17 protein-coding genes and 1 tRNA gene are annotated in these 22,369 nt (G+C 73.6%); 3 read left to right on the top strand and 15 right to left on the bottom strand.

The features are described 5' to 3' along the window. Positions 1-46 precede the first annotated feature (46 nt). The 4 genes from ABD345_RS21775 to ABD345_RS21760 form a co-directional block, all read right to left on the bottom strand. A complete protein-coding gene (locus tag ABD345_RS21775; protein ID WP_344554158.1) occupies positions 47-931 on the bottom strand; it encodes a LuxR C-terminal-related transcriptional regulator in 885 nt (294 codons plus the stop codon). 172 nt (positions 932-1,103) lie between these two features. Further along, on the bottom strand, positions 1,104-2,063 hold the full coding sequence (galE, locus tag ABD345_RS21770) for a UDP-glucose 4-epimerase GalE (RefSeq protein WP_344554155.1): 960 nt from the start codon (positions 2,061-2,063) through the stop codon (positions 1,104-1,106). A gap of 70 nt (positions 2,064-2,133) precedes the next feature. After that, positions 2,134-2,793 (bottom strand): LuxR C-terminal-related transcriptional regulator, encoded by a 660-nt coding sequence (locus ABD345_RS21765; protein ID WP_344554154.1) that lies wholly within the window; start codon positions 2,791-2,793, stop codon positions 2,134-2,136. Between the two features lie 133 nt (positions 2,794-2,926). After that, positions 2,927-2,999: transfer RNA gene (locus ABD345_RS21760), tRNA-Thr, on the bottom strand. A 180-nt stretch (positions 3,000-3,179) separates the two neighbouring features. On the opposite strand from ABD345_RS21760, the gene ABD345_RS21755 reads away from it, so the two are divergent. Beyond that, positions 3,180-5,093, top strand: a complete 1,914-nt coding sequence (locus ABD345_RS21755; protein ID WP_344554153.1) for an FUSC family protein — start codon at positions 3,180-3,182, stop codon at positions 5,091-5,093. An 18-nt stretch (positions 5,094-5,111) separates the two neighbouring features. On the opposite strand, the gene ABD345_RS21750 is transcribed toward ABD345_RS21755, so the two are convergent. From ABD345_RS21750 to rsmI, 8 genes are all read right to left on the bottom strand, one after another. Next, positions 5,112-6,923: an ABC-F family ATP-binding cassette domain-containing protein gene (locus ABD345_RS21750; protein ID WP_344554152.1), complete on the bottom strand. Its 1,812-nt coding sequence runs from the start codon at positions 6,921-6,923 to the stop codon at positions 5,112-5,114. 72 nt (positions 6,924-6,995) lie between these two features. After that, positions 6,996-7,982, bottom strand: a complete 987-nt coding sequence (locus ABD345_RS21745) for an aldo/keto reductase (RefSeq protein WP_344554151.1) — start codon at positions 7,980-7,982, stop codon at positions 6,996-6,998. 77 nt (positions 7,983-8,059) lie between these two features. After that, complete coding sequence (locus tag ABD345_RS21740) at positions 8,060-8,995, bottom strand: 4-(cytidine 5'-diphospho)-2-C-methyl-D-erythritol kinase (protein ID WP_344554149.1); 936 nt, start codon at positions 8,993-8,995, stop codon at positions 8,060-8,062. A 2-nt stretch (positions 8,996-8,997) separates the two neighbouring features. After that, positions 8,998-9,891 (bottom strand): 16S rRNA (adenine(1518)-N(6)/adenine(1519)-N(6))-dimethyltransferase RsmA, encoded by an 894-nt coding sequence (gene rsmA / locus ABD345_RS21735; protein WP_344554148.1) that lies wholly within the window; start codon positions 9,889-9,891, stop codon positions 8,998-9,000. Positions 9,892-9,911: 20 nt separating this feature from the next. After that, positions 9,912-10,823 (bottom strand): TatD family hydrolase, encoded by a 912-nt coding sequence (locus ABD345_RS21730; RefSeq protein ID WP_344554146.1) that lies wholly within the window; start codon positions 10,821-10,823, stop codon positions 9,912-9,914. Then, the gene (gene metG / locus ABD345_RS21725; protein WP_344554144.1) at positions 10,823-12,442 is read right to left on the bottom strand and encodes a methionine--tRNA ligase; all 1,620 of its coding nucleotides are present in this window, start codon (positions 12,440-12,442) and stop codon (positions 10,823-10,825) included. The genes ABD345_RS21730 and metG overlap by 1 nt, the downstream gene beginning before the upstream one ends. Positions 12,443-12,515: 73 nt before the next feature. Continuing rightward, positions 12,516-12,935, bottom strand: coding sequence for a hypothetical protein (locus ABD345_RS21720; RefSeq protein ID WP_344554143.1), 420 nt, complete (start codon positions 12,933-12,935; stop codon positions 12,516-12,518). Positions 12,936-13,157: 222 nt separating this feature from the next. Then, positions 13,158-14,003 (bottom strand): 16S rRNA (cytidine(1402)-2'-O)-methyltransferase, encoded by an 846-nt coding sequence (gene rsmI, locus ABD345_RS21715; protein WP_344554141.1) that lies wholly within the window; start codon positions 14,001-14,003, stop codon positions 13,158-13,160. A gap of 138 nt (positions 14,004-14,141) precedes the next feature. On the opposite strand from rsmI, the gene ABD345_RS21710 reads away from it, so the two are divergent. Both ABD345_RS21710 and ABD345_RS21705 read left to right on the top strand, forming a co-directional pair. Then, positions 14,142-15,905 carry a dolichyl-phosphate-mannose--protein mannosyltransferase gene (locus ABD345_RS21710; protein ID WP_344554189.1) on the top strand — a complete coding sequence of 588 codons (1,764 nt, stop codon included), beginning with the start codon at positions 14,142-14,144 and terminating at the stop codon, positions 15,903-15,905. 142 nt (positions 15,906-16,047) lie between these two features. Then, positions 16,048-17,763: a penicillin-binding transpeptidase domain-containing protein gene (locus ABD345_RS21705; RefSeq protein WP_344554140.1), complete on the top strand. Its 1,716-nt coding sequence runs from the start codon at positions 16,048-16,050 to the stop codon at positions 17,761-17,763. A gap of 243 nt (positions 17,764-18,006) precedes the next feature. Here the strand turns inward: ABD345_RS21705 and ABD345_RS21700 are convergent, their stop codons facing one another. The 3 genes from ABD345_RS21700 to ABD345_RS21690 form a co-directional block, all read right to left on the bottom strand. Continuing rightward, positions 18,007-19,413, bottom strand: a complete 1,407-nt coding sequence (locus ABD345_RS21700; RefSeq protein ID WP_344554139.1) for an APC family permease — start codon at positions 19,411-19,413, stop codon at positions 18,007-18,009. 69 nt (positions 19,414-19,482) lie between these two features. Further along, on the bottom strand, positions 19,483-20,907 hold the full coding sequence (locus tag ABD345_RS21695) for a penicillin-binding transpeptidase domain-containing protein (protein WP_344554188.1): 1,425 nt from the start codon (positions 20,905-20,907) through the stop codon (positions 19,483-19,485). 86 nt (positions 20,908-20,993) lie between these two features. Continuing rightward, a complete protein-coding gene (locus ABD345_RS21690) occupies positions 20,994-22,343 on the bottom strand; it encodes an FtsW/RodA/SpoVE family cell cycle protein (RefSeq protein WP_380276426.1) in 1,350 nt (449 codons plus the stop codon). Positions 22,344-22,369 lie beyond the last annotated feature (26 nt).

Below are 22,369 nucleotides of genomic sequence, written 5' to 3'. Positions count from 1 at the left end.
CTACCTGACTCACGGAGTGGAGCGTGCGGGAAGGGGCGGGGCTCGTTCAGCCCGCGCCGGGGCCTGTGACAGAGGCGACGGTCGGCGGAGGGACGGGAGCGGACGCGGCTGGCGGCCCGGGCGGGTCGGTGGGGGCGATCCCGGCCCGGCGGGCGACCGCGACCGCCGCGAGCGTGGAGTGCACTCCCAGTTTGCCCAGGACGTTCTGCATGTGGGTGCGGACGGTGTGCGGGGAGAGGAACAGCCGCTCCGCGACGGCCTGCCGACCGAGGCCGGCGACCATGCAGCGCAGCACCTCCTCCTCGCGGGGGGTGAGCGCGGCGACCAGGCGCTCGCTCTCCGAGCGGTCCCGGCGGGCCGAGGTCAGTTCGCGGATCACGCCGGTGAGCAGCGCGGGCGGCAGGTGCGTCTCGTCGCGCCGGACGCCGCGCACCACGGTCATCAGCGCGCCGAGCGTGCTCTCCCGGGCCACCCAGCCGTGCGCCCCGGCCTGCAGCGCGCGGGCGGCCCGCTGCGGGTCGTCCGCGGCGGCCAGCAGGACGGCCCGCACCTGCGGATGGGCCCGCCTGATCCGGGCGACCAGGGCGATCCCGTCGGTCAGCGGCCGGGCCTCCTCGACCCGCCCGCCCACCACCTGACCGTGCGTCAACTGTGCTTCCACCGGCTTGGTTCGCACCCCCGACGGGGCGCGCCGGGGAGCGGGTAACGAGGCCGGGCCGCGGGTCGGCGCCGGCACGGCGCCCAGGTCGACGTCGACCAGCGCCACGTCGTACGGGCGGTGTTCGGCCACCGCCCGCTCCAGCGCGCGTTCGGCCGCCGCCGCACTGCCCGCCGCCCTGACGTCCACGTCGGGTTCCGCGGCCAGTGCCGTGGCGAGCGCCTCGGCGAAGATCCGGTGGCCGTCGACCACCAGGACGCGTGTACGCCCCATTCGTCCTTGCCCCCCTGCTCCTGGCCCGACCCCCACCGGTGCCTTGGACCGCCCGGTGAATGGAGGGCGGTCCCACCCAGCCTACGGGCGCCCGCCAGTACGCGTGGGGGTTTGGTGAAGTTCCTGTACACAGGGTCTTCGGGGGTGGTGATCGGGCCCGGGAGCGGGCAGGTCAGGCGCGGTGGGCGAGGGTGAACTCCCAGGCGTCGGCGACGATCCGGTCGAGGTCGGGGTGCTGCGGGGTCCAGCCGAGGGCCTCGCGGGCGCGGTCGGCGGCGGCGACCAGGACGGCCGGGTCGCCGGGGCGGCGGCCGGCGACCCGCACCGGGATCTCGCGGCCGGTGACCCGCTTGACCGACTCGATCACCTCGCGCACCGAGAAGCCGGTGCCGTTGCCCAGGTTGCAGATCAGGTGCTCGCCGGGCTTGGCGGCCTCCAGGGCCAGCAGGTGCGCCCGGGCCAGGTCGGCGATGTGGATGTAGTCGCGCACGCAGGTGCCGTCCGGGGTCGGGTAGTCCTCGCCGAACACCGCGATGTGCGGGCGCTGCCCGAGCGCGGCCTGGAACACCAGCGGGATCAGGTGCGACTCCGGCTCGTGCCGCTCGCCGTAGCGCCCGTACGCCCCGGCCACGTTGAAGTACCGCAGGCTCACCGCCGCCAGGCCGTGGGCGACGGCCTCGGAGGTGATCAGGTGGTCCACCGCCAGCTTGGTGGCGCCGTAGGCGCTGGTCGGCGAGGTGCGCGCGCTCTCCTTGATCGGCACCTGCTCCGGCTCCCCGTACACCGCCGCGGTGGAGGAGAACACCAGCTTGCCGACCCCGGCCTTGCGCATCGCCGCCACCAGTTCGAGCGAACCGGCCACGTTGTTGCGCCAGTACTTCTCCGGATCCGCCACCGACTCCCCCACCTGCGAGGACGCCGCGAAGTGCAGCACCGCGTCGAACGAGGAGTCCAGCACCCGCGCCGCGTCCTGGATCCGGCCGCGCACGAACTCCGCACCCTCCGGCACCCCCTCCGCGAACCCGGTCGACAGGTCGTCCAGCACCGTCACCCGGTGGCCCGCCTCCAACAGGTGCGCCGCCACCACGCTCCCGACGTAGCCGGCTCCGCCCGTGACCAGGTACTTGCTCATGCCCTCTGACCTCCGCGACTTTCGGGTGTTCCTCCCCCGGGAGCATATGGCACCCGTCTGAACGGCCGGTTCAGGCCAGTTGGTCCAGCAGCCCGGTCCGGGCGGCCAGCGCGGCGGCCTCCAGCCGGGAGCGGGCCCCGAGCTTGGTCAGCACCCGCTGGACGTGCGTGCGGGCCGTCGACGGGGCGATCCGCATCGCCGCGGCGATCGCCGCGGTGTCCTCGCCGTCCGCGATCCGGGCCAGCACCTGGACCTCGCGCCGGGTCAGCAGCCGCAGCAGCCGCAGCGCCTCGTCGTCCGGTTCCGCCACCGGCCACAGCAGGTGCTCGAACGCGGCCCGCAGCACGTCCACCGCGACCGCCACCTCACCCGCCCGGACCCGCGCGATCGACCGGTCCACCACCTCGATCCGCTCGTCGCTGCGCACGTACCCCGCCGCCCCCGCCGCGAACGCCGCCGCCACCCGGCCCGGCGCGCCCAGCGGCCCCAGCACCACCACCGCGATCTCCGGCCGCTCCCGCCGCAACCGCCGCAACGGCTCGAACGGGTCCTCCGCCCCGCCGCCCGTCCCCAGCAGGCACACCTCCGGCCGCCGCCCCGCGACCAGCTCCAGGACGGCCCCGCACGGCGACCCGATCCCCAGCACCCGGTGCCCGCGCTGCTGCAGGGCGGCCCCCAGCGCCTCGGCCATCAGCCGGTGGTCGTCCACCACCACGAGCCGTGCGCTCATCCCGCCCCCACTCCCCGGCCCGACAGACGCACCATCAGAGCGCACAATCGCCCGGCCCGCCAGAGGACCTCCGGAAGCGGAACCGGCGGGGAACGCGAAAGGCCCCGCCTTCCGGCGGGGCCTTCCCGATCTGAGCCCCCATGCGGAATCGAACCGCAGACCTTCTCCTTACCATGGAGACGCTCTACCGACTGAGCTATAGGGGCTTGTTGCTCCGGGCGCCTCGCGGCTCCCCTTGCGACGAGGAAGACTTTACATGCTCCGCCGACCGCTTGGGAAATCGGCTTCGGCCAGGTCGGAGGGCTAAACTGCCCGAGAAGACCCGATCTGCCGTGCAATGTCGCCCAGCAGCCGCGAACACCATTGCAGCGAAGGCGCGTGATCCTGTGTCAGCCCCCGGCCGCGGCCGTGCTCCCGGTGGTCCCTCCGCCTGGTGGGCGCTGGCCCTGCGGCCGGCCAGGCCGGTGGTGCCGCGGGTGCTGGTGGTGCGGGCCGCGGTGGGGATGGCGGTGCCGCTCGGGGTGGGGCTGGTGTGCGGACGGCTGGCGCTGGGGGTGTTCGCGGCGCTGGGGGCGATGCACGCGACGATGAACGACCGGGTGGAGCCGCTGCGGCTGCGGGCGCCGCGGATCGCGCTGGCGCTGGCCGCGTCCACGGCCGGGATGCTGATCGGGGCGGAGCTGCAGTACCGGGGCGCGGGCGGGCTGGAGATCGGGGCGGCGCTGACCCTGGTGGGCTTCGCGGGCGGGGCGCTGTCGGCGACCGGTCCGCGCGGCTCGGCGGCCGGGATGCTGCTGCTGGTCTCGGCCTCGCTGGGCGGCGGGATGGCGCTGCCGCACCCGTGGTGGGCGGCGCCCGCGATGATGCCGTGCGGGGCGGCGCTGGTGCTGCTGATGGGGGTGCGCTACCGCACCGACGTGCGCACCGACCCGCGCACCCTGGCGCTCGCCGACGTCTACCTGGCGCTCGGCGGCCTGCTGGCCGCCCTCGGCACCCCGGACGGCGCGGCCGCCCGCCGCCTGCTGACCGGCCGGCTCAACCAGATGCAGGACCTGCTGCCGCCGCCCCGCCCGGGCCGCCGCGAGCCGGAGCGGCTGCACCGGCTGCGCCGCTCGTACGAGGCCGCGCTGGGCGCGACCGAGGCGGCGGCCGGGCTGCTGTGGGCGTGGCGCCCGGTGCCGCCGGAGCTGGCGGCGTTCCCGGCCCGGCTGGCCGCGCAGATCACCGGCGGCCCGGAGCCCGGGTACCCGGACTGGCGGCCGGACACCCCGTCCCGGACGGCGTTCGACACCGCGCTGCGGGCCGCCGCCGACACCGTCGCGGGCCGCTGGGCGCCGCTGGACACCGCCGCCCCGCCGCCGCCGGACCCGTGGCGGCTGCGGGCCCGGCTGCTGTCGCGCGGCTCGGTGCGCTACGGGCTGCGGGTGGCGCTGTGCGTGGCGGTGGCCGAGGCGGCGGTCAACCTGCTTCCGCTGGAGCGCAGTTACTGGGTGCCGATGACGGTGGCGTTCGTCCTGAAGCCGGACCTGGGCTCGGTGTTCCAGCGGGCGGTCAGCCGGGCGCTGGGCACCGTGCTGGGCATCGCGGTCGCCGCGGTGCTGCTGGCGCTGACCACCGAACCCTGGGCGCTGAGCCTGGCCATCGCGCTGTGCGTGGCGCTGCTGCCGTACTCGACGGCCGCCCACTACGGGCTGAACACCATCGTGATGACGCCGGTGGCGCTGCTGCTGGTGCAGCTCGGCGGGGAGAGCGGGTCGGCCGAGTTCTGGCCGCGGGTGCTGGACACCGCGCTGGCCAGTGCCATCGTGCTGGTCTTCGGCTACCTGCTGTGGCCGGAGCGGCCGCCGCACCGGATCGAGCCGGGCATCGTCACCGCCGCGAACGCCCTGCGGCGCTACCTGACGGCGGTGGTGGCGGGCCGGTCCGCGCCGGTCGCCGAGGTGTGGCTGCGGCGCACCGCGTACCGGGCGCTGGCCGACGCCCGGCGGCAGGTGGACCTGGGCCTGGCCGAGCCGCCGCCGGCCGGGCGGCTGGCCGAGCGCTGGATGCCGACCACCGCCGCGCTGGAGCGGCTGTCCGGCGCGGTCGCCGCGTACGCCGCGCAGCTGCGCTACGGCGGGCGGCAGCCGGAGCCGGAGGTGATCGGACGGGTGCTGCGCTCGCTGGAGCGGATCACCGCCGCCGCCCGCGACTACCGTCCCCCGACCGGCCGGATCGCCCGGCCGACCGCCCCGCACGACCCGGACCGCAGCGCGCTGGCCCGGGCCGCCGACGAGCTCGACCTGCTGCTGGACGGCTGACGGCCCGGGCGGGCGGGATCAGACCTGCTCGGCCAGCTCCAGCCAGGACATCTCCAGCTCCTCCTTGTCCTCGCGGACCTTGCGCAGCTGCGCGTCCAGCTCGGCGACCTTGGAGAAGTCGGCGGCGTGCTCGGCCAGTTGGGCGTGCAGCTTGGACTCCTGCTCGTCCAGCTTGGCGATCTGCCGCTCCAGCTTCTGCATCTCCTTCTTGGCCGCCCGCAGGTCACCCGCGGACAGGCCGGTCTGCTCCGGCGCGACCGGGAGCTTCGCCGCGGCGGCCGCGGCGGCGGCCTCCGCCATCGCGGTGCGGCGCTCCAGGTACTCGTCGACGCCGCCCGGCAGCATCCGCATCCGGCGGTCGCCGAGCAGCGCGTACGCGGTGTCGGTGGTGCGCTCGATGAAGAACCGGTCGTGGCTGATCACGACCATCGAGCCGGGCCAGCCGTCGAGCACGTCCTCCAGCTGGTTGAGGGTCTCGATGTCGAGGTCGTTGGTGGGCTCGTCGAGGAACAGCACGTTGGGCTCGTCCATCAGCAGCCGCAGCAGCTGCAGCCGGCGCCGCTCACCGCCGGAGAGGTCGCCGACCGGCGTCCACTGCTTGTCCTTGCCGAAGCCGAACTGCTCGCACAGCTGCCCGGCGCTCATCTCCCGGCCCTTGCCCAGGTCGACCCGGCCGCGGACCTGCTCGACGGCCTGCAGCACGCGGGTGGTCGGGTCCAGCTCGGCGACCTCCTGGGAGAGGTACGCGAGCCGGACGGTCTTGCCGACCTTGATCACGCCGCCGGCCGGCTGCACGTCGCCCTCGGTGGCGTACGCGGCCTGCATCGCGCGCAGCAGCGAGGTCTTGCCGGCGCCGTTGACGCCGAGCAGGCCGATCCGGTCGCCCGGGCCGAGCTGCCAGGTGAGGCGCTCCAGCAGCAGCTTGTCGCCCGCCTTGACGGTCACGTCCTCCAGGTCGAAGACGGTGCGGCCGAGCCGGGCGTTGGCGAACTTCATCAGTTCGGACTTGTCGCGCGGCTCCGGGACGTCCGCGATCAGCGCGTTCGCGGCCTCGATCCGGTAGCGCGGCTTGGAGGTGCGGGCGGGGGCGCCGCGGCGCAGCCAGGCCAGCTCCTTGCGGGCCAGGTTCTGCCGCTTCTGCTCCTCGGTGGCCTCGATCCGGGAGCGCTCGGCGCGGGCGAACACGTAGTCCGAGTAGCCGCCCTCGTACTCGCGGACCTCGCCGCGCTGGACGTCCCACATCCGGGTGCAGACCTGGTCCAGGAACCAGCGGTCGTGGGTGACGCAGACCAGCGCGGAGCGGCGGTTCTGCAGGTGCTTGGCCAGCCAGGCGATGCCCTCCACGTCGAGGTGGTTGGTGGGCTCGTCCAGCACGACCAGGTCGGGCTCGCCGAGCAGCAGCTTGGCGAGCGCGATCCGGCGGCGCTCGCCGCCGGAGAGCGGGCCGATCACGGTGTCCAGGCCGTTCGCGAAGCCGGGCAGGTCGAGGCCGCCGAACAGGCCCTGGATGATGTCGCGGATCCGGGCGTCGCCGAGCCACTCGTGGTCGGCCCGGCCGGCGATCACCTCGTGCCGGATGGTGGCCTCCGGGTCCAGCGAGTCGTGCTGGGTCAGCACCGCCAGCTGGAGCCCGCCGGAGTGGGTGATCCGGCCGGTGTCGGGTTCCTCCAGCTTGGCCAGCATCCGGATCAGCGTCGTCTTGCCGTCGCCGTTGCGGCCCACCACGCCGATCCGGTCGCCCTCGCTGACGCCGAGGCTCACCCCGTCCAGCAGGGCCCTGGTGCCGTACACCTTGGTGACGGACTCGATGGTGGCGAGGTTGACGGCCACGAAGCTGCACTCCTGAGGAAGGGGCTGGAACGAGCCTCCAGCCTAGTGCCGTGGCCGCCCGTGCTCCCCGCCCTAGCGGGCGGCGTCCAGCAGGGCCCGCTGCTCGGCGGTCAGTTCCAGGTCCAGCGCCGCCAGGCTCTCGTCGAGTTGGGCCACCGAGGAGGCGCCGACCAGCGGGATCACCGGGAGTTCGCCGCCGAGCAGCCAGGCCAGCACGACCTGGTTGCGGGTGGCGCCGGTCTGCCGCGCCACGGTGTCGAGGGCGGCGAGGCGGGTGGGGGTGCCGGCGTGGTCGAAGGACGGGCCGAGCGGCTTGTCCTCCCGGACGTAGCCGCCGCCGAGCAGCGGGGAGTAGGCGACCAGGGTGAGCTCGGGGCTCTCCTTGAGGTACGTGACCAGGTCGCCCTGGACGGCGGCCTGGTCGCCGTCCGCGCAGGTCAGGCCGGGCAGGTCGGCGCGGCGGCGCAGGTAGGTGTGGCCGTACTGGAGCACCTCGTAGCCGGGCAGTCCGGCCCGCGCGGCGAGGTTGCGGGCCCGCTCGACCCGCCAGGACCAGTGGTTGGAGACGCCGAGCAGGCCGACCGTCCCCTCGTCGACGAGTTCGCCGAAGGCGTGCACGGTCTCGGCCAGCGGCACCGTCCGGTCCTCGACGTGCGCGTACAGCAGGTCGAGCTTCTCGACGCCCAGGCGCTTGCGGCTGGCCTCCGAGGAGGACCGGATCACCTCCGCCGACAGGCCCTCGCCGTTCTCGACGAACCCGGTGCCCGGGGCCTTCGGACGGGCGCCGAGCTTGGTGGCGATCACCACCTCGTCGGTGATGCCGCGGCTGGCCCGCCACCGGCCGAGGACCTCCTCGCTGGCGCCGCCCTGGCTGTCGTCCTGCCAGTACGCGTAGTTGTTGGAGGTGTCGACGAAGCTGCCGCCCGCCTCGACGTAGCGGTCCAGCAGCGCGAAGGAGGTGGCCTCGTCGGTGAGCGTGCCGAACAGCATCGCGCCGAGGCTGAGCACGCTGACCTCGCGGCGGGTGCGCGGGTCGGTTCCGATGGTGCGCTTGCGCATCCGGGTTCCCCTCGTTCTCCGCGGCCCGCCCGGTGCGGGCCGCGGTCACGAGTCTGGAACCCGGAGCGCGCTCCAGGTCAAGCAGAGGTGTGGACCACCTCGACCACCCGGGCGCCCGGGACCGGGCCGTGGGTGGCGTGGGCGGTGCGGCAGGTGCCGGAGGCGCGGAGGGCGGCGGCGATGTGGGCGGCGGCGTCGGCGTCCTTGGCGAGGAAGGCGCAGGTGGGGCCGGAGCCGGAGACCAGGGCGGCCAGGGCGCCCGCCTCGGTGCCGGCGTGCAGGGTGTCGGCGAGGGCGGGGCGCAGCGAGACGGCGGCGGCCTGCAGGTCGTTGGCGAGGGCGGCGGCCAGCGCGACCGGGTCGCCCTCGGCGAGGGCGGCGAGCAGCGCGGGGTCGGCGTCGGGGGTGGGGACGTCGGCGAGCGAGGAGCCGAGGCCGGACTCCTCGCGCAGCCGGTCGCACTCGCGGAAGACCGCCGGGGTGGACAGGCCGCCGTCGGCGACCGCGAACACCCAGTGGAAGGTGCCGGCCACCGGCAGCGGCTCCAGCAGCTCGCCCCGGCCGCGGCCCAGCGCGACGCCGCCGAGCAGCGCGAACGGGACGTCGGAGCCGAGCTCGGCGGCGAGTTCCAGCAGGACGGGCAGCGGGGTGTCCAGGCCCCACAGCGCGTCGCAGGCGAGCAGCGCGGCGGCGCCGTCCGCGCTGCCGCCGGCCATGCCGCCGGCCACCGGGATGGCCTTGTCGATGTGCAGGTGGACGCCGGGGTCGGCGAGGCCGTGGTGGGCGGCGAGCAGCCGGGCGGCGCGGGCGGCCAGGTTGTCGTCGTCGAGCGGGACGGCGTCGGCGTCGGGGCCCTCGCAGCTGAGCGTGACGCCCTCGCCGGGGGTGGCGGTGACCTGGTCGCCGAGGGCGACGGCGAAGAAGACGTTCGCCAGGTCGTGGTAGCCGTCGGGGCGGACCCCGCCGACGCCGAGCTGGACGTTGACCTTGGCGGGGACCCGGACCGTGACCATGTTCAGTGTTCCTCCGCTGCCTCTGTGGCCTTGGGCTTGTGCTCGGCGATCGCGGCGAACTGCTCCACCGTGAGCATCTCGCCGCGCAGCGTGTGGTCGATCCCGGCGCCGCGCAGCGCCTCCTCGGCGGCGGCGGGCGAGCCGGCCCAGCCCGCCAGCGCGGCCCGCAGCGTCTTGCGGCGCTGCGCGAAGGCGGCGTCCACCACGGCGAACACCTCGCGGCGGGTGGCGGTGGTGGCCGGCGGGTCGCGGCGGACCAGCGAGACCAGGCCGGAGTCGACGTTCGGCGCGGGCCAGAACACGTTCCGCCCGATCGCCCCGGCGCGCTTCACCTCCGCGTACCAGTTGGCCTTCACCGAGGGCACGCCGTACACCTTGTTGCCGGGCTTGGCGGCGAGCCGGTCGGCGACCTCGCTCTGCACCATCACCAGGGTGCGCTCGATGCTGGGGAACTGCGCCAGCATGTGCAGCAGCACCGGGACGGCCACGTTGTACGGGAGGTTCGCGACCAGCGCGGTCGGCGGCGGGCCGGGCAGCTCGGTGACCTCCATCGCGTCGCTCAGCACCAGGTCGAAGCTGTCCGCCTTCGCGGGCATCCGCCCCTTGACGGTGTCCGGCAGGTGCCGCGCCAGCACCGGGTCGATCTCCACCGCCGTGACGTGCCGCGCCACCTCCAGCAGCGCCAGCGTCAGCGACCCGAGCCCCGGCCCGACCTCGACCACCGCGTCCTGCTCCGTCACCTCCGCCGCCCGGACGATCCGCCGCACGGTGTTCCCGTCGATGACGAAGTTCTGCCCGCGCTGCTTGGTCGGCTTCACGCCGAACGCCTCGGCCAGCGCGCGGATGTCGGCGGCGCCCAGCAGGTGGCCGTCGGAGGTGGGTTCGGTGGTGCTCACCCGCCAAGGATACGGGCCGGTCAGTAGCCGAAGGCGCGGGCGGTGTTGGCGGCGATCGCCGTGGCGAGTTCGTCCTCGCCGAGCGTCAGGTGGTCGGCCATCGCGCGGAGGGTGACCGGGATCAGGTAGGGGGCGTTGGGGCGGCCCCGGTAGGGGTGGGGGGTGAGGAAGGGGGCGTCGGTCTCGATCAGGACGCGGTCGAGGGGGGTGGCGGTGAGGGCCTCGCGCAGGGGGTGGTTGGCCTTGTAGGTGACGGGGCCGGCGAAGGAGAGGTACCAGCCGTGTTCGGCGCAGGTGCGGGCCATCGCGGCGTCGCCGGAGTAGCAGTGGAAGACGGTGCGCTCGGGGGCGCCCTCTTCGAGCAGGAGGTCGATGACGTCCTGGTGGGCGTCGCGGTCGTGGATGACCAGGGCCTTGCCGTGCCGCTTGGCGATCTCGATGTGCCGGCGGAAGGACTCCTTCTGCAGGTCGACGCCCTCGGGACCGGTGCGGAAGTAGTCGAGTCCGGTCTCGCCGACGGCGAGGACCTGCGGGAGGGCGGCGAGGCGGTCGATCTCGGCGAGGGCCTCGTCGAGGGCGTCCTGCCCGCCGGCCTTGCGCTGCTGCCCGGACCAGCCTCCCCCAGCCCCAGGGGGCTGGGAGGTGCCCCCTGGGTCGCCGAGGAAGATCCGGGGGGCCTCGTTGGGGTGCAGGGCGACGGCGGCGTGCACCTGTTCGTACCGGGCGGCGAGGTCGGCGGCCCACTGCGAGCCGGGGACGTCGCAGCCGACCTGGACGACGGTGGTGACGCCGACCGAGGCGGCCCGGGCCAGGCCCTCGGCGGGGGTGCCGGACTGCATGTCGAGGTGGGTGTGCGAGTCGGCGACCGGGACGGCCAGCGGCTCGGGGAGCGGCGGCGGGGTGCGGTCCTGTTCCTTCTTGCTGCCGGCCATCAGGCGTCCGCCTTCTCTTCGAGTCGCGGGAAGAGGATCTCGCCCTTGGTGACGGTGGCTCCGGCGGGCAGCCGGCCCCAGTCGGCGACGGTGGCGATCGGCTGGTCGGCGAGCGCGCCGAGCGCGGGTTCGGCGCCGAGCGAGGCCCAGAGCTTGGCGGCGGAGTCCGGCATCAGCGGGTTGAGCAGGACGGCGGTGGCCCGCAGCGCCTCGGCGGCGGTGTACAGGACGGTGGCGAGCCGGTCCTGCCCGTCGGGGGACTTGGCGGCCTTCCAGGGTTCCTGTTCGGTGAGGTAGCCGTTGACCAGTTTGACGAACTCGAAGACGGCGGCGATGCCGCCGGCGAAGTCGAGTTCCTCGCCGATCTTCCGGTCGGCCTCGGCGGTGGCCCTGACCAGCGCGTCGGCGAGGGCCTGTTCGGCGGGGCCGTGGGCGGTGGCGGCGGGGAGCGCGCCGTCGAAGTACTTGCCGACCATCGCGGCGACCCGGGAGGCCAGGTTGCCGAAGTCGTTGGCGAGTTCGGAGGTGTAGCGGGCGGTGAAGTCCTCCCAGGAGAAGGACCCGTCGGTGCCGAACGGGATGGCCCGCAGGAAGTAGTAGCGGTACGCGTCGACGCCGAAGTGCGAGGTCAGGTCGGTGGGCGCGATGCCGGTCAGGTTGGACTTGCTCATCTTCTCGCCGCCGACCATCAGCCAGCCGTTGGCGACCACCCGGCGCGGCAGCGGCAGTCCGGCGGCCATCAGCATGGCGGGCCAGATGACGGCGTGGAAGCGCAGGATGTCCTTGCCGACCAGGTGCACGGAGGCGGGCCAGAGCCGGGCGAAGCGCTCGGGGTCGGTGCCGTAGCCGGCGGCGGTGATGTAGTTCTGCAGGGCGTCGACCCACACGTACAGGACGTGCTTGTCGTCCCAGGGCAGCGGGACGCCCCAGTCGAAGGTGGAGCGGGAGATCGACAGGTCCTTGAGGTCCTGCTCGACGAAGCGCAGCACCTCGTTGCGGGCGGAGGCGGGCTGGATGAAGTCCGGGTTGGCGGCGTAGAACTCCAGCAGCTTCGGGCCGTACGCGGAGAGCCGGAAGAAGTAGTTCTCCTCCTCCAGCCACTCGACGGGGCGCTTGTGGACGGGGCAGAGCTTCACGTCCTTCCCGTCGGGCCCCGTCTCGGTGGCGCCGGGCAGCAGTTCGCCGGGGAGCTTGTACTCCTCGCAGCCGACGCAGTAGGGGCCGGTGTAGCTGCCCCGGTAGATCTCGCCCTTGTCGTACAGGTCCTGGACGAACTCCCGGACCCGGTCGGTGTGCCGGGCCTGGGTGGTGCGGATGAAGTCGTCGTTGGCGATCCGCAGGTGCTCCCAGAGCGGCTTCCAGGCTTCCTCGACCAGCTTGTCGCACCACTCCTGCGGGGTGACGCCGTTGGCCTCGGCGGTGCGCAGGATCTTCTGGCCGTGCTCGTCGGTGCCGGTGAGGTACCAGACGTCCTCGCCGCGCTGGCGGTGCCAGCGGGTCAGCACGTCACCCGCGACGGTGGTGTACGCGTGGCCCAGGTGGGGCCGGTCGTTCACGTAGTAGATCGGGGTGGTGACGTAGTACGCGTCAGTGCCGGTGTGCTGTTCCAAGGCCGCCATACCCCGGAATCCTAGTGGTGCGGCCGCGTCGGCCCGGCCCCGGTGGGCGGGGCCGGGCCGGCGGGCGCCGGGTTCAGCCGGCCCGGCGGTGCAGCCAGGCCAGCCAGTGGCGGCGGGCCCGCATCCGGGCGGGCTCGGGCGGGCCCTCGGGTTCGGCGGTGGGCGCGTAGCCGGAGCCCTTCTCCATGACGGCGGCCACGCCGGCCACCCGCCCGGCCCGCATGATCCGGACCCGTTCGCCGCCGCAGCCCGGGCAGGCCAGCTCGCGCAGCGGGGAGGGGACCCGGACCCCGTTCGCCGTGTACTCGACCACGGTGTGGCCGTCCCTGGCCGTGTGGTGCTCGATGTCGTACGCCTGCTCCCAGCCGTAGCCGCAGTTGAGGCAGGCGAAGGAGTACGCCTCGTGGACGGTCTGCACGGGGGCGGGACGGCTGGTCGTGCCGAGGCCGCTGGGTGCTCCGCCGTTCCGGGGGCTGTCGATCGTGTCGCTCATGCGCCACCTCGCTTCGCTCGGAGCCCGTCGCCCGGTCTTCCCGGCCGGGTGCGGGACGTTCCATCCCAGGGAATGCCCGGGAGGGTCCGTCCGATGCCCGGCTTGCCAAGTCTTGGTCCCGAATTGGCCCTCCGCTGGGGTGCTCATTCCAACGTACGCGCGATTCCGGCCATTGCCATACAAAACGATCAGCGCACCGCGTGATCCGGGTCCGGGCCCCGCTCAGGGCGCGTGCTTGGCCGCCACCACCGCGTCGAACACGATCGACTTGCGCAGCCCCAGCTCGGCGGCGACCGCGGCGATCGCCTCCTTGCGGCGCTCCCCGGCCTCCTCCCGGACGGCCACCCGGCGGGCCAGCTCGGCCGGGCCGACCTCCTCCGGCGCGGCGGGCGGGGCGCCGGCCACCACCACGGTGATCTCGCCCCGGACGCCGTCCGCGGCCCAGGCCGCCAGCTCGCCCAGCGGGCCGCGCTTGACCTCCTCGTACGTCTTGGTCAGCTCCCGGCAGACCGCGGCGGGGCGGTCGGCGCCGAACGCGGCGGCCATCGCCTCCAGCGTCTCGGCGATCCGGTGCGGGGCCTCGAAGAACACCATGGTGCGCGGCTCGGCGGCGACCTGGGCGAGCTGCCGGGAGCGGTCGCCGGCCTTGCGCGGCAGGAAGCCCTCGAAGGTGAACCGGTCCACCGGCAGCGCGGACAGCGCCAGCGCGGTCAGCACCGCGGACGGGCCGGGCACCGCGGTGACCTTGATCCCGGCGGCGACGGCGGCGTCCACCAGCCGGTAGCCGGGGTCGGAGACCGAGGGCATGCCCGCGTCGGTGACCAGCAGCACCCGGGCGCCGCCCTGCAGCGCGGCCACCAACTCGGGGGTGCGGCCCACCTCGTTGCCCTCGAAGTAGGACACCACCCGGCCGGTCGGCGCGACGCCGAGCGCCTGGGTCAGCCGGCGCAGCCGCCGGGTGTCCTCGGCCGCGATGACGTCCGCCCCGGCGAGTTCGGCGCGCAGTCGGGGGGGCGCGTCCTCGACGTCGCCGATGGGGGTACCTGCCAGTACGAGAACACCAGTCACGGGCACCATCCTCCCCTACCGGGGGCCGGTCCGTGGCTGGTGAAGGGGGGCCGGGGGAGGTGCGAGGGTCGGGGACCCCTTGTGACTTCAGCCATTGCCCCTACGATGTGGCCCGTGAACGGCGACATGGAGAGTGGTATGGACCACCCCGAGCGGGGCGGCGTGACCGTGCTGGAACCGGCCGACCCGGCCGCCGTTCCGGCTCCGCGCGCGGAGCCCGAACCGGCCTCCCGATGGGCCCGCGCGCTGGCCGGCGTCGGCTACCGGGAGCGCCGACGCACGTCCCTGGCCGAGCAGTTGGTGCCGCCGATGCCGGACGGCCCGGGCGTCACCCCGGCGCTCGTCGAGCCCTCGCCGCTGCTCGTCCGGCTGGGCGTGCGGCTGCCCGCGCCGCTGTGGTCCTGGCTGTGCCGGTGGGCCGGCTGGCTCGGGCCGCTCGCCGTCGCGCTGTTCGCCGGCGTGCTGCGCTTCGTGAACCTGGGCAGCCCGCACGCGCTGATCTTCGACGAGACGTACTACGCCAAGGACGCGTACGCGCTCTGGCACCTGGGCTACGAGAGCAACTGGTCCAGCGAGGCCAACGGCCTGATCACCGCGCCCAATCCGACGGTGCCGCTGAACAGCACCAGCGCGGCGTTCGTGGTGCACCCGCCGGTCGGCAAGTGGATCATCGGCCTGGGCGAGCGGTTCTTCGGCATGGACCCGTTCGGCTGGCGCTTCATGGTGGCCGTGCTCGGCACCCTCTCGGTGCTGATGCTGGCCCGGATCGCCCGCCGGATGTTCCGCTCCACCCTGCTGGGCTGCGTGGCCGGCCTGCTGCTGTCGGTGGACGGGCTGCACTTCGTGCTCAGCCGCACCTCGATCCTCGACCTGGTGGTGATGTTCTGGTTCCTGGCCGCGTTCGGCCTGCTGCTGGTCGACCGGGACAAGAGCCGCGCCCTGATCGCCGAACGGCTGGCCCGGGGCGAGAGCGCCGACTGGTGGCACCTGGGCTGGCGGCCCTACCGGCTGGCCTCGGCGGTCTGCCTGGGCCTGATGACCGGCACCAAGTGGAGCGGCGCCCCGGCCGTCCTGGCGCTGGTGCTGCTGGCCGGGTTCTGGGACTCCTCGGGCCGCCGGCTGGCCGGCGGCGGGCGCAACCTGCGCGGCCTGTGGGACTTCGCCTGGGCCGGGGTGTCCGTCGCCCTGACCGCCGCCGTCACCTACCTGCTGACCTGGACCGGCTGGATCCTCTCCTCCCCCGCGCCCGGCAAGGGCGGCTACCTGCGCGACTGGGCCGCGCTGAACCCCAGCGACACCTGGGGCTGGGTGCCGGACTGGGCCCGCAGCCTGTGGCACTACCACCACGAGATCTGGCACTTCAACGTCAACCTGCACGACCCGCACACCTACCAGTCCAACCCGTGGAGCTGGCTGCTGCTGGGCCGCCCGGTCTCGTTCTTCTACGAGTCGCCGAAGAACGGCCAGGCCGGCTGCACCACCACCGAGTGCGCCCGCGAGGTGCTGGCCATCGGCACCCCGTTCCTGTGGTGGGCGGGCATCGTCGCGCTGCTCTACTGCCTGTACCGCTGGCTGATGCGCCGCGACTGGCGGGCCGGGGCGATCCTGTGCGCGCTGGCCGCCGGCTACCTGCCCTGGTTCAACTACCAGGCCCGGACGATCTTCCTGTTCTACGCGGTCTGCTTCGTCCCGTTCCTGGTGCTCGCGGTGACCATGATGATCGGCGCGATGCTCGGCCGGGCTGACGCCTCGCCCGACCGCAGGCTGGCCGGGGCCACCGGCGCCGGGCTGCTGGTGGTCGCGGTCATGTGGAACTTCCTGTACTTCTACCCGATCTACACCGGCCAGACGATCCCGATGGACGACTGGCGGGCCCGGATGTGGCTGGACACCTGGATCTAGCCCCGTCCCGGCCACCACTCCCGCACACGTGTACCGGAACTGTCACAAAAGGTTCCCGTGTCGTGAGTGCACGGAAGAGGTCTGCCTATGGTGTCGTGGCCGCTGAACTCCGACGGCCACGACACAGCATGGGGGACTCGACGTGAACAACGGCGCGAAGATCGGCGTCTCGGTGCTCGCCGCGGCCGTGCTCCTCGGCGGCGGGTACGGGGCGTACGCCCTGGTCTCCGGCGACGGGGGCTCCGGCAAGGACGAGGCGAAGAAGCCCCGCACCGTGGTCGCCGAGCCCCCGAGCCAGGAGCTCGCCGCCTCCGGCGCCACCGCGTTCCTGGACGCCTGGGCCAAGGGCGACCTGTTCGGCGCCGCGAAGCTCACCGACGACCCGGACAAGGCGCAGGCCGCCCTGCAGGCGTTCCAGGACAACGTGAAGCCCAGCGCCGTCCACCTGACCGTCGGCGGCCCGACCACCGCGCCCAGCCCCGCCGCGGCCAAGTCGGCGAGCGCCCCGGCCTCCGGGACGGCCTCGGCGTCCGCCTCCGGGAGCCCGGCGCCCACCGGCGTGCTGGAGAGCTTCAAGGCGTCCGTCGAGTTCGCCGAGAGCGGCACCCCCTGGAACTACAACGGCGTCCTCGGCGTGGTGAAGATGAGCGACGGCACCGCCGCCGTCCACTGGGCCCCCAGCGTCATCCACCCCCGGCTGGACGCGGGCGAGACCATCGCGGTCAAGCCGGTCTACGCGACCCCGGCCACCGTCACCGACCGCAAGGGCAAGCCGCTCACCGGCTACCCCTCGCTGGTCGGCCTGCTCAACCAGCTCAAGAGCGCGGCCCCGCAGGACGGCGACCCGACGGACGCGGGCAGCGGCGTGATGATCTCCACCCCGGCCACCTCGGGCGGCAAGGCCACCGACGAGAAGCTGTTCACCGTCAAGGAGCCCCGGGCCGTCCCCAACCTGAAGCTCACCATCGACGCGGACCTGCAGAACGCCGCCGAGCAGCAGGTCACCGCGCAGGGCGGCAAGCCCGCCTCGCTGGTGGCGATCGAGCCCAGCAGCGGCAACGTCCTGGCGTACGCGTTCTCGCCCTCCACCGGCCAGAACCGGGCCTTCTCCGGCGGCACCGCGCCCGGCTCCACCATGAAGGTGCTCACCACCGCGGCCCTGCTGGAGGCCGGGGTCACGCCCAGCACCGGGATGCCCTGCCCGGAGACCACCATGGTCACCGGCAAGGCCGTCACCAACGACGAGCCCGGCGCGCACCCGGACTACACGCTCACCGACGCGTTCATCCACTCCTGCAACACCTCCTTCATCGAGAAGGGCAAGGACGTCCTCAAGCCGGGCAGCCTGCCCGCGATCGCCAAGGACGTGTTCGGGCTCGGCCTGGTCTGGCACACCGGCCTGACCAACTTCGACACCGACATCCCGGTCGAGGGCAACATGGCCGGCGCGGCCAGCGAGTTCATCGGCCAGGGCAAGATCCGCACCAACCCGCTGGGGATGGCCTCGGTCGCGGCGACCGTGCAGTCCGGGGTGTTCCGGCAGCCGATCCTGATCCCCGGCACGGCCCAGACCCCGGCCGCCCGCAACCTCTCCCCCGAGGTCCTGAACAGCCTGCGGTCGCTGATGGTGAAGACCGTCCAGTCCGGCACCGCCTCCGAGGTCTCGCCCGCGCTGCCGGCCGGGTCCGGCGCGAAGACCGGCACCGCCGAGGTCGACACCAGCGACAAGGCGAACTCCTGGTTCACCGCCTACTCCGGCAACCTCGCGGTCGCCGCCGAGGTCGAGGGCGGCGGCCACGGCTCCGCGGCCGCCGGCCCGGCGGCCTCCCGGGTGCTGGCGGTCGGCAACAAGGGCTGAGCGCCGGGGGCCCCGCCAGGGGCCCGGGGAACGGCGGGTCCGTGCTGCGCAGTGGCCCCGATAGGGGCCCGGGGAACGGCGGGTCCGTGCTGCTGACGGCCGGAGCCCATCGGAGGTTCGTGCTGCTGCGTGTAGTAAACGGAACCGGAAGCCGATGCGCGCTCCGGCAGTGCACCGTCAGCAGCCTGGGCCTCGCCGTTCCCCGAGCCCCTGGTTTCCCCTCCCGTCGAGCCCCTGAACGTTTCAGCGCTCACCGGCGAGGCGGGAGTGCCTCCTGCTGTAGCCGAAGTAGAGCACCGCCGCGACCGCGAGGACGACCGCGAAGGCGACGAAGGTGTCGGTGTGCAGCTTGGTGATCAGGTAGACGCAGAACGCGGCACTGAGCAGCGGGGTGACGGGGTAGAGCGGCACCTTGAAGCCGCGCGGGAGGTCGGGGCGGGTGCGGCGGAGCACGACGATGCCGATCGAGACCGCGGTGAAGGCGACCAGGGTGCCCATCGAGGTCATGTCGGCGAGCAGTTTGAGCGGGAAGACCGCGGCGAGGACGGCGACCGCGGTGCCGACGACCAGGGTGTTCCAGACGGGGGTGCCGGTGCGGGCGGAGACCCGGGTGAAGGGGCGCGGGAGGAGGCCGTCGCGGCCCATCGCGTAGAGGATGCGGGTCTGGCCGTAGATCACCACGAGGGTGATGGAGAAGATCGAGACGATCGCGCCGGCCGCGAAGACCAGGGCGGGCCAGCTGTGGCCGGTGACGTTCTGGAGGATCTGGGCGAGCCCGGCCTCCTGGCCGTCGAACTCCTGCCAGGGCTGGGCGCCGACCGCGGTGACGGCGACGGCGATGTAGAGGGTGGTGACGACGACCAGCGAGACGAGGATGGCGAGCGGGAGGGTGCGCCGCGGGTCGCGGACCTCCTCCCCGGCGGTGGAGACCGCGTCGAGGCCGATGAAGGAGAAGAAGATGGTGGAGGCGGCGGTCTGGACGCCGTCCCAGCCGTTGGGCGCGAACGGGGTGAAGTTGCCGGCGGTGAAGCCGGTGAGTCCGACGGCGACGAAGAGCACCAGGATGACGAGCTTGATCGCCACCATGACGGCGTTGACCTTCGCGGACTCGCCGACGCCGCGGATCAGCAGGACGGTGACCAGCACGACCAGCACGACCGCGGGGAGGTTGAAGACGCCGCCCTCGCCGGGCGGGGCGGTGAGCGCGGCGGGCAGGTGCAGGCCGAAGGCGAGGTCGGAGAACTGGTCGAGGTACTGGCCCCAGGTGACGGCGATCGCGGAGGCCGAGACGCCGTACTCCATCAGCAGGCAGACGCCGACGCCGAAGGCGACGAGTTCGCCCATGGTGGCGTACGCGTACGAGTAGGAGGAGCCGGCCACCGGGATGGCGGAGGCGAGTTCGGCGTAGCAGAGCGCGGTGAGGCCGGCCGTGACGGCGGCGATCACGAAGGAGAGCACGACGGCGGGGCCGGCCTCGGGGACGGAGGTGGTGAGGACGAAGAAGATGCCGGTGCCGACGGTGGCGCCGATGCCGATCGCGGACAACTGCCACAGGCCGATGGTGCGGCGCAGGTGTCCGGCTCCGGTGCCTCCTGCTTCGGCGATCAGGGTGTCGACGGGCTTGCGCCGCAGCAGGCCGGTGGTGCTCATCGGTGTCCTTCTGGTGGGGAATCGAACCGGACCTTACCAAATCACGGCTTTTCGGCGTTTTGCGCCCGGCTACCGGTTCAGCACGGCCTGCATGACGGACTTGGCGATGGGGGCGGCGAGCCCGCCGCCGGTGACGTCGGTGGCCTGGCTGTCGGCGACGACCACGGCGACGGCGACCGGCGGGACGCTGCCGGAGCCGGCCGGGCGGGCCCAGGCGATGAACCAGGCGTAGGGGGTGCCGGAGTTGTCGACGCCGTGCTGGGCGGTGCCGGTCTTGCCGCCGACCTCGGCGCCGGGGATCCGGGCGTTGCGGCCGGTGCCGTTCTCCACCACGTCGACCATCAGCTGCTGCAGTTGCCGGGCGACCCCGGAGCCGAACGCCTGGTGGTAGAGGCTCGGGTGCATCAGCTGGACCTGGCTGCCGTCGGCCTTGGTGAGCTTGTCGACGAGCTGGGGGTGCATCACCTGGCCGTCGTTGGCGGCCCCGGCGGCGACCATGGCCATCACCAGCGGGGTGGCGGCGGTGTCGTACTGGCCGATGGAGGAGAGCGCCAGTTGGGAGGTGTTCATGGTGGTGTCGAAGTTGGAGCGGGCGGCCCGCACCGGGGTGTCGAGCTTGGCGTCGTTGAAGCCGAAGTTCCGCGCCATCGCGGTCATCCGGTCGAGGCCGGTCTGCACGCCGAGGTAGCCCATGACGCTGTTGCAGGACAGCGTCATGGCCTCGTCCAGCGAGAGCCCGGCCCGGTCACAGGCGGTGGTGTCGTTGTTGAGCGGGGTGGTGGTGCCGGGCATGACGTACGGGTAGGGGGCGTCGGTGGGGGCGTCGATGTCGGTGACGACGCCGCTCGCCAGGGCGGCGGCGGCGGTGACCACCTTGAAGGTGGAGCCGGGCGGGTAGATCTGGCGCAGCGCCCGGTTGAGCATCGGCTGGTCGGGGTCGTCCTGGAGCTTCTTCCAGGCGTCCTGGTCGGCGTTGGACGTCCCGGCGAAGCTGCCGGGGTCGTAGCTGGGGGTGGAGGCGAGGGCGAGGATCCGGCCGGTGGCGGGTTCGATCGCGGCGACGGCGCCCTTCTGGTTGCCGAGGCCCTGCACGGCGGCGCGCTGGGCGGCGGGGTCGATGGTGGTGACCACGTCGCCGCCGGGCTGCTGCTGCCGGGTGACCGCGTCCCAGACGGCCCAGCCGGCCAGCGCGGGGTCGGTGCCGGAGAGCACGTCGTCGTAGACGCCCTCCAGTTGGGTGTTGCCGTAGGTCTGGGACGAGTAGCCGGTGACGGCGGCGTACAGCGCGCCGTCGCTGTAGGTGCGCTTGTAGGCGTAGCGGCCGCCGGTCTCCGTGGAGCCGGTGACGGGCTGTCCGGCGACCAGCAGGTTGCCGCGGGGCTGGGAGTAGCGCTGGATGGTGGCGCGCTGGTTGGCGGCGTTGTGGTCGAGTTCCTTCTTCTGGAACACCTGGACCCGGGTGCTCTGGACGGCGAGGGCGACGATCAGCAGCATGCAGAAGGTGCCGGCCCGGCGTCCGGTGGTGGAGATGCCGGGCAGCCCCTGCGGGCCGCCGTTGGTGCCCGCGGGCCGGGTGAACCTCACGCGTCCTCCTCGGGGGCGGGGCGCCGGGCGAGGTCGCTCGTCCGGACCAGCAGCGCCACGATGATCCAGTTGGTGACCACGGACGAGCCGCCCTGGGCGATGAACGGCAGCGTCATGCCGGTCAGCGGGATCAGGTCGAGGACGCCGCCCGCGACCACGAACACCTGGATGGCGACCAGCGCGGCCAGGCCGATGGCGAGCAGCCGCCCGAACGGGTCGCGCAGCGCGATGCCGGTCCTGAAGCCGCGGGAGACCAGCAGGGCGTACAGCAGGAAGACCGCGAACAGGCCGGTCAGGCCGAGTTCCTCGCCGACGGTGGCCAGGATGAAGTCGGACTTGGTGGCGAAGCCGATCAGCGCGGAGTGGCCCAGGCCCAGGCCGGTGCCGAGCTGGCCGCCCCAGGCGAAGGCGAACAGCGACTGGGCGATCTGGTTGGCGCCCTGCCCGGCCTCGATCGAGGCGAGCGGGTGCAGCCACTCGGTGACCCGGCTGTGCACGTGCGGGGAGAGCCAGCCGACGCCGACGGCGGCCAGCGCGGACAGCAGCAGGCCGATCACGATCCAGCCGGTGCGGGCGGTGGCGACGTACAGCATCACCACGAACAGGCCGAAGAACAGCAGCGAGGTGCCGAGGTCGGTCTCCAGGACCAGCACGCCGACGAACGCGGCCCAGATCAGCAGCACCGGGCCGAGCACCCGGCCCAGCGGCAGCTGGAACCAGAGCACCTTGCGGCCGGTCAGCGCCAGCGCGTCCCGGTGCGCGGCCAGGTAGGCGGCGAAGAAGACCGCCAGCAGGACCTTGGCGAACTCGCCGGGCTGGAAGGACAGCGGGCCCAGCGTGATCCAGATCCGCGAGCCGTACACCGGCGGGAAGAACACCGGCAGCACCAGCAGGACGAGGGCGACGAACGCGCCGACGTAGGCGTAGCGCTGGAGCCGGCGGTGGTCGCGCAGCAGGAGCAGCACCGCGATGAACAGGCCCACCCCGAGGGTGGACCAGAGCAGTTGGGTGGGGGCGGCGGCGCTGCCGGGGTTGCGGTCCAGCCGGTAGATGACGACCAGTCCGATGCCGTTCAGCAGGACGGCGATCGGCAGCAGCAGCGGGTCGGCCCACTTGGCGCGCCAGCGGACCGCGGCGTGCGCGAGCAGGGCGAGCACGCCGAGCGCGGCGCCGTACTGGGCGGCGTCCGGCGGGGCCGTGCCGTCGAGGTTGACGCCGACCTCGACGTAGCCGAACACCGCGAGGCCCACCGCGGCCAGCACCAGCAACAGTTCGGTCCAGCGCCCCGTCCCGGGCCGCCGGGCCCGGGGCACCCGGGCCGCCCGGGTCGCGGAGTCAGTCGCCACCACCAGCCGTCCTCGCCAGCTCGAAA

It is taken from the genome of Kitasatospora saccharophila, assembly GCF_039529925.1.
Classification (GTDB): domain Bacteria; phylum Actinomycetota; class Actinomycetes; order Streptomycetales; family Streptomycetaceae; genus Kitasatospora; species Kitasatospora saccharophila.
This window is presented reverse-complemented; position numbering and strand designations above follow the sequence as displayed.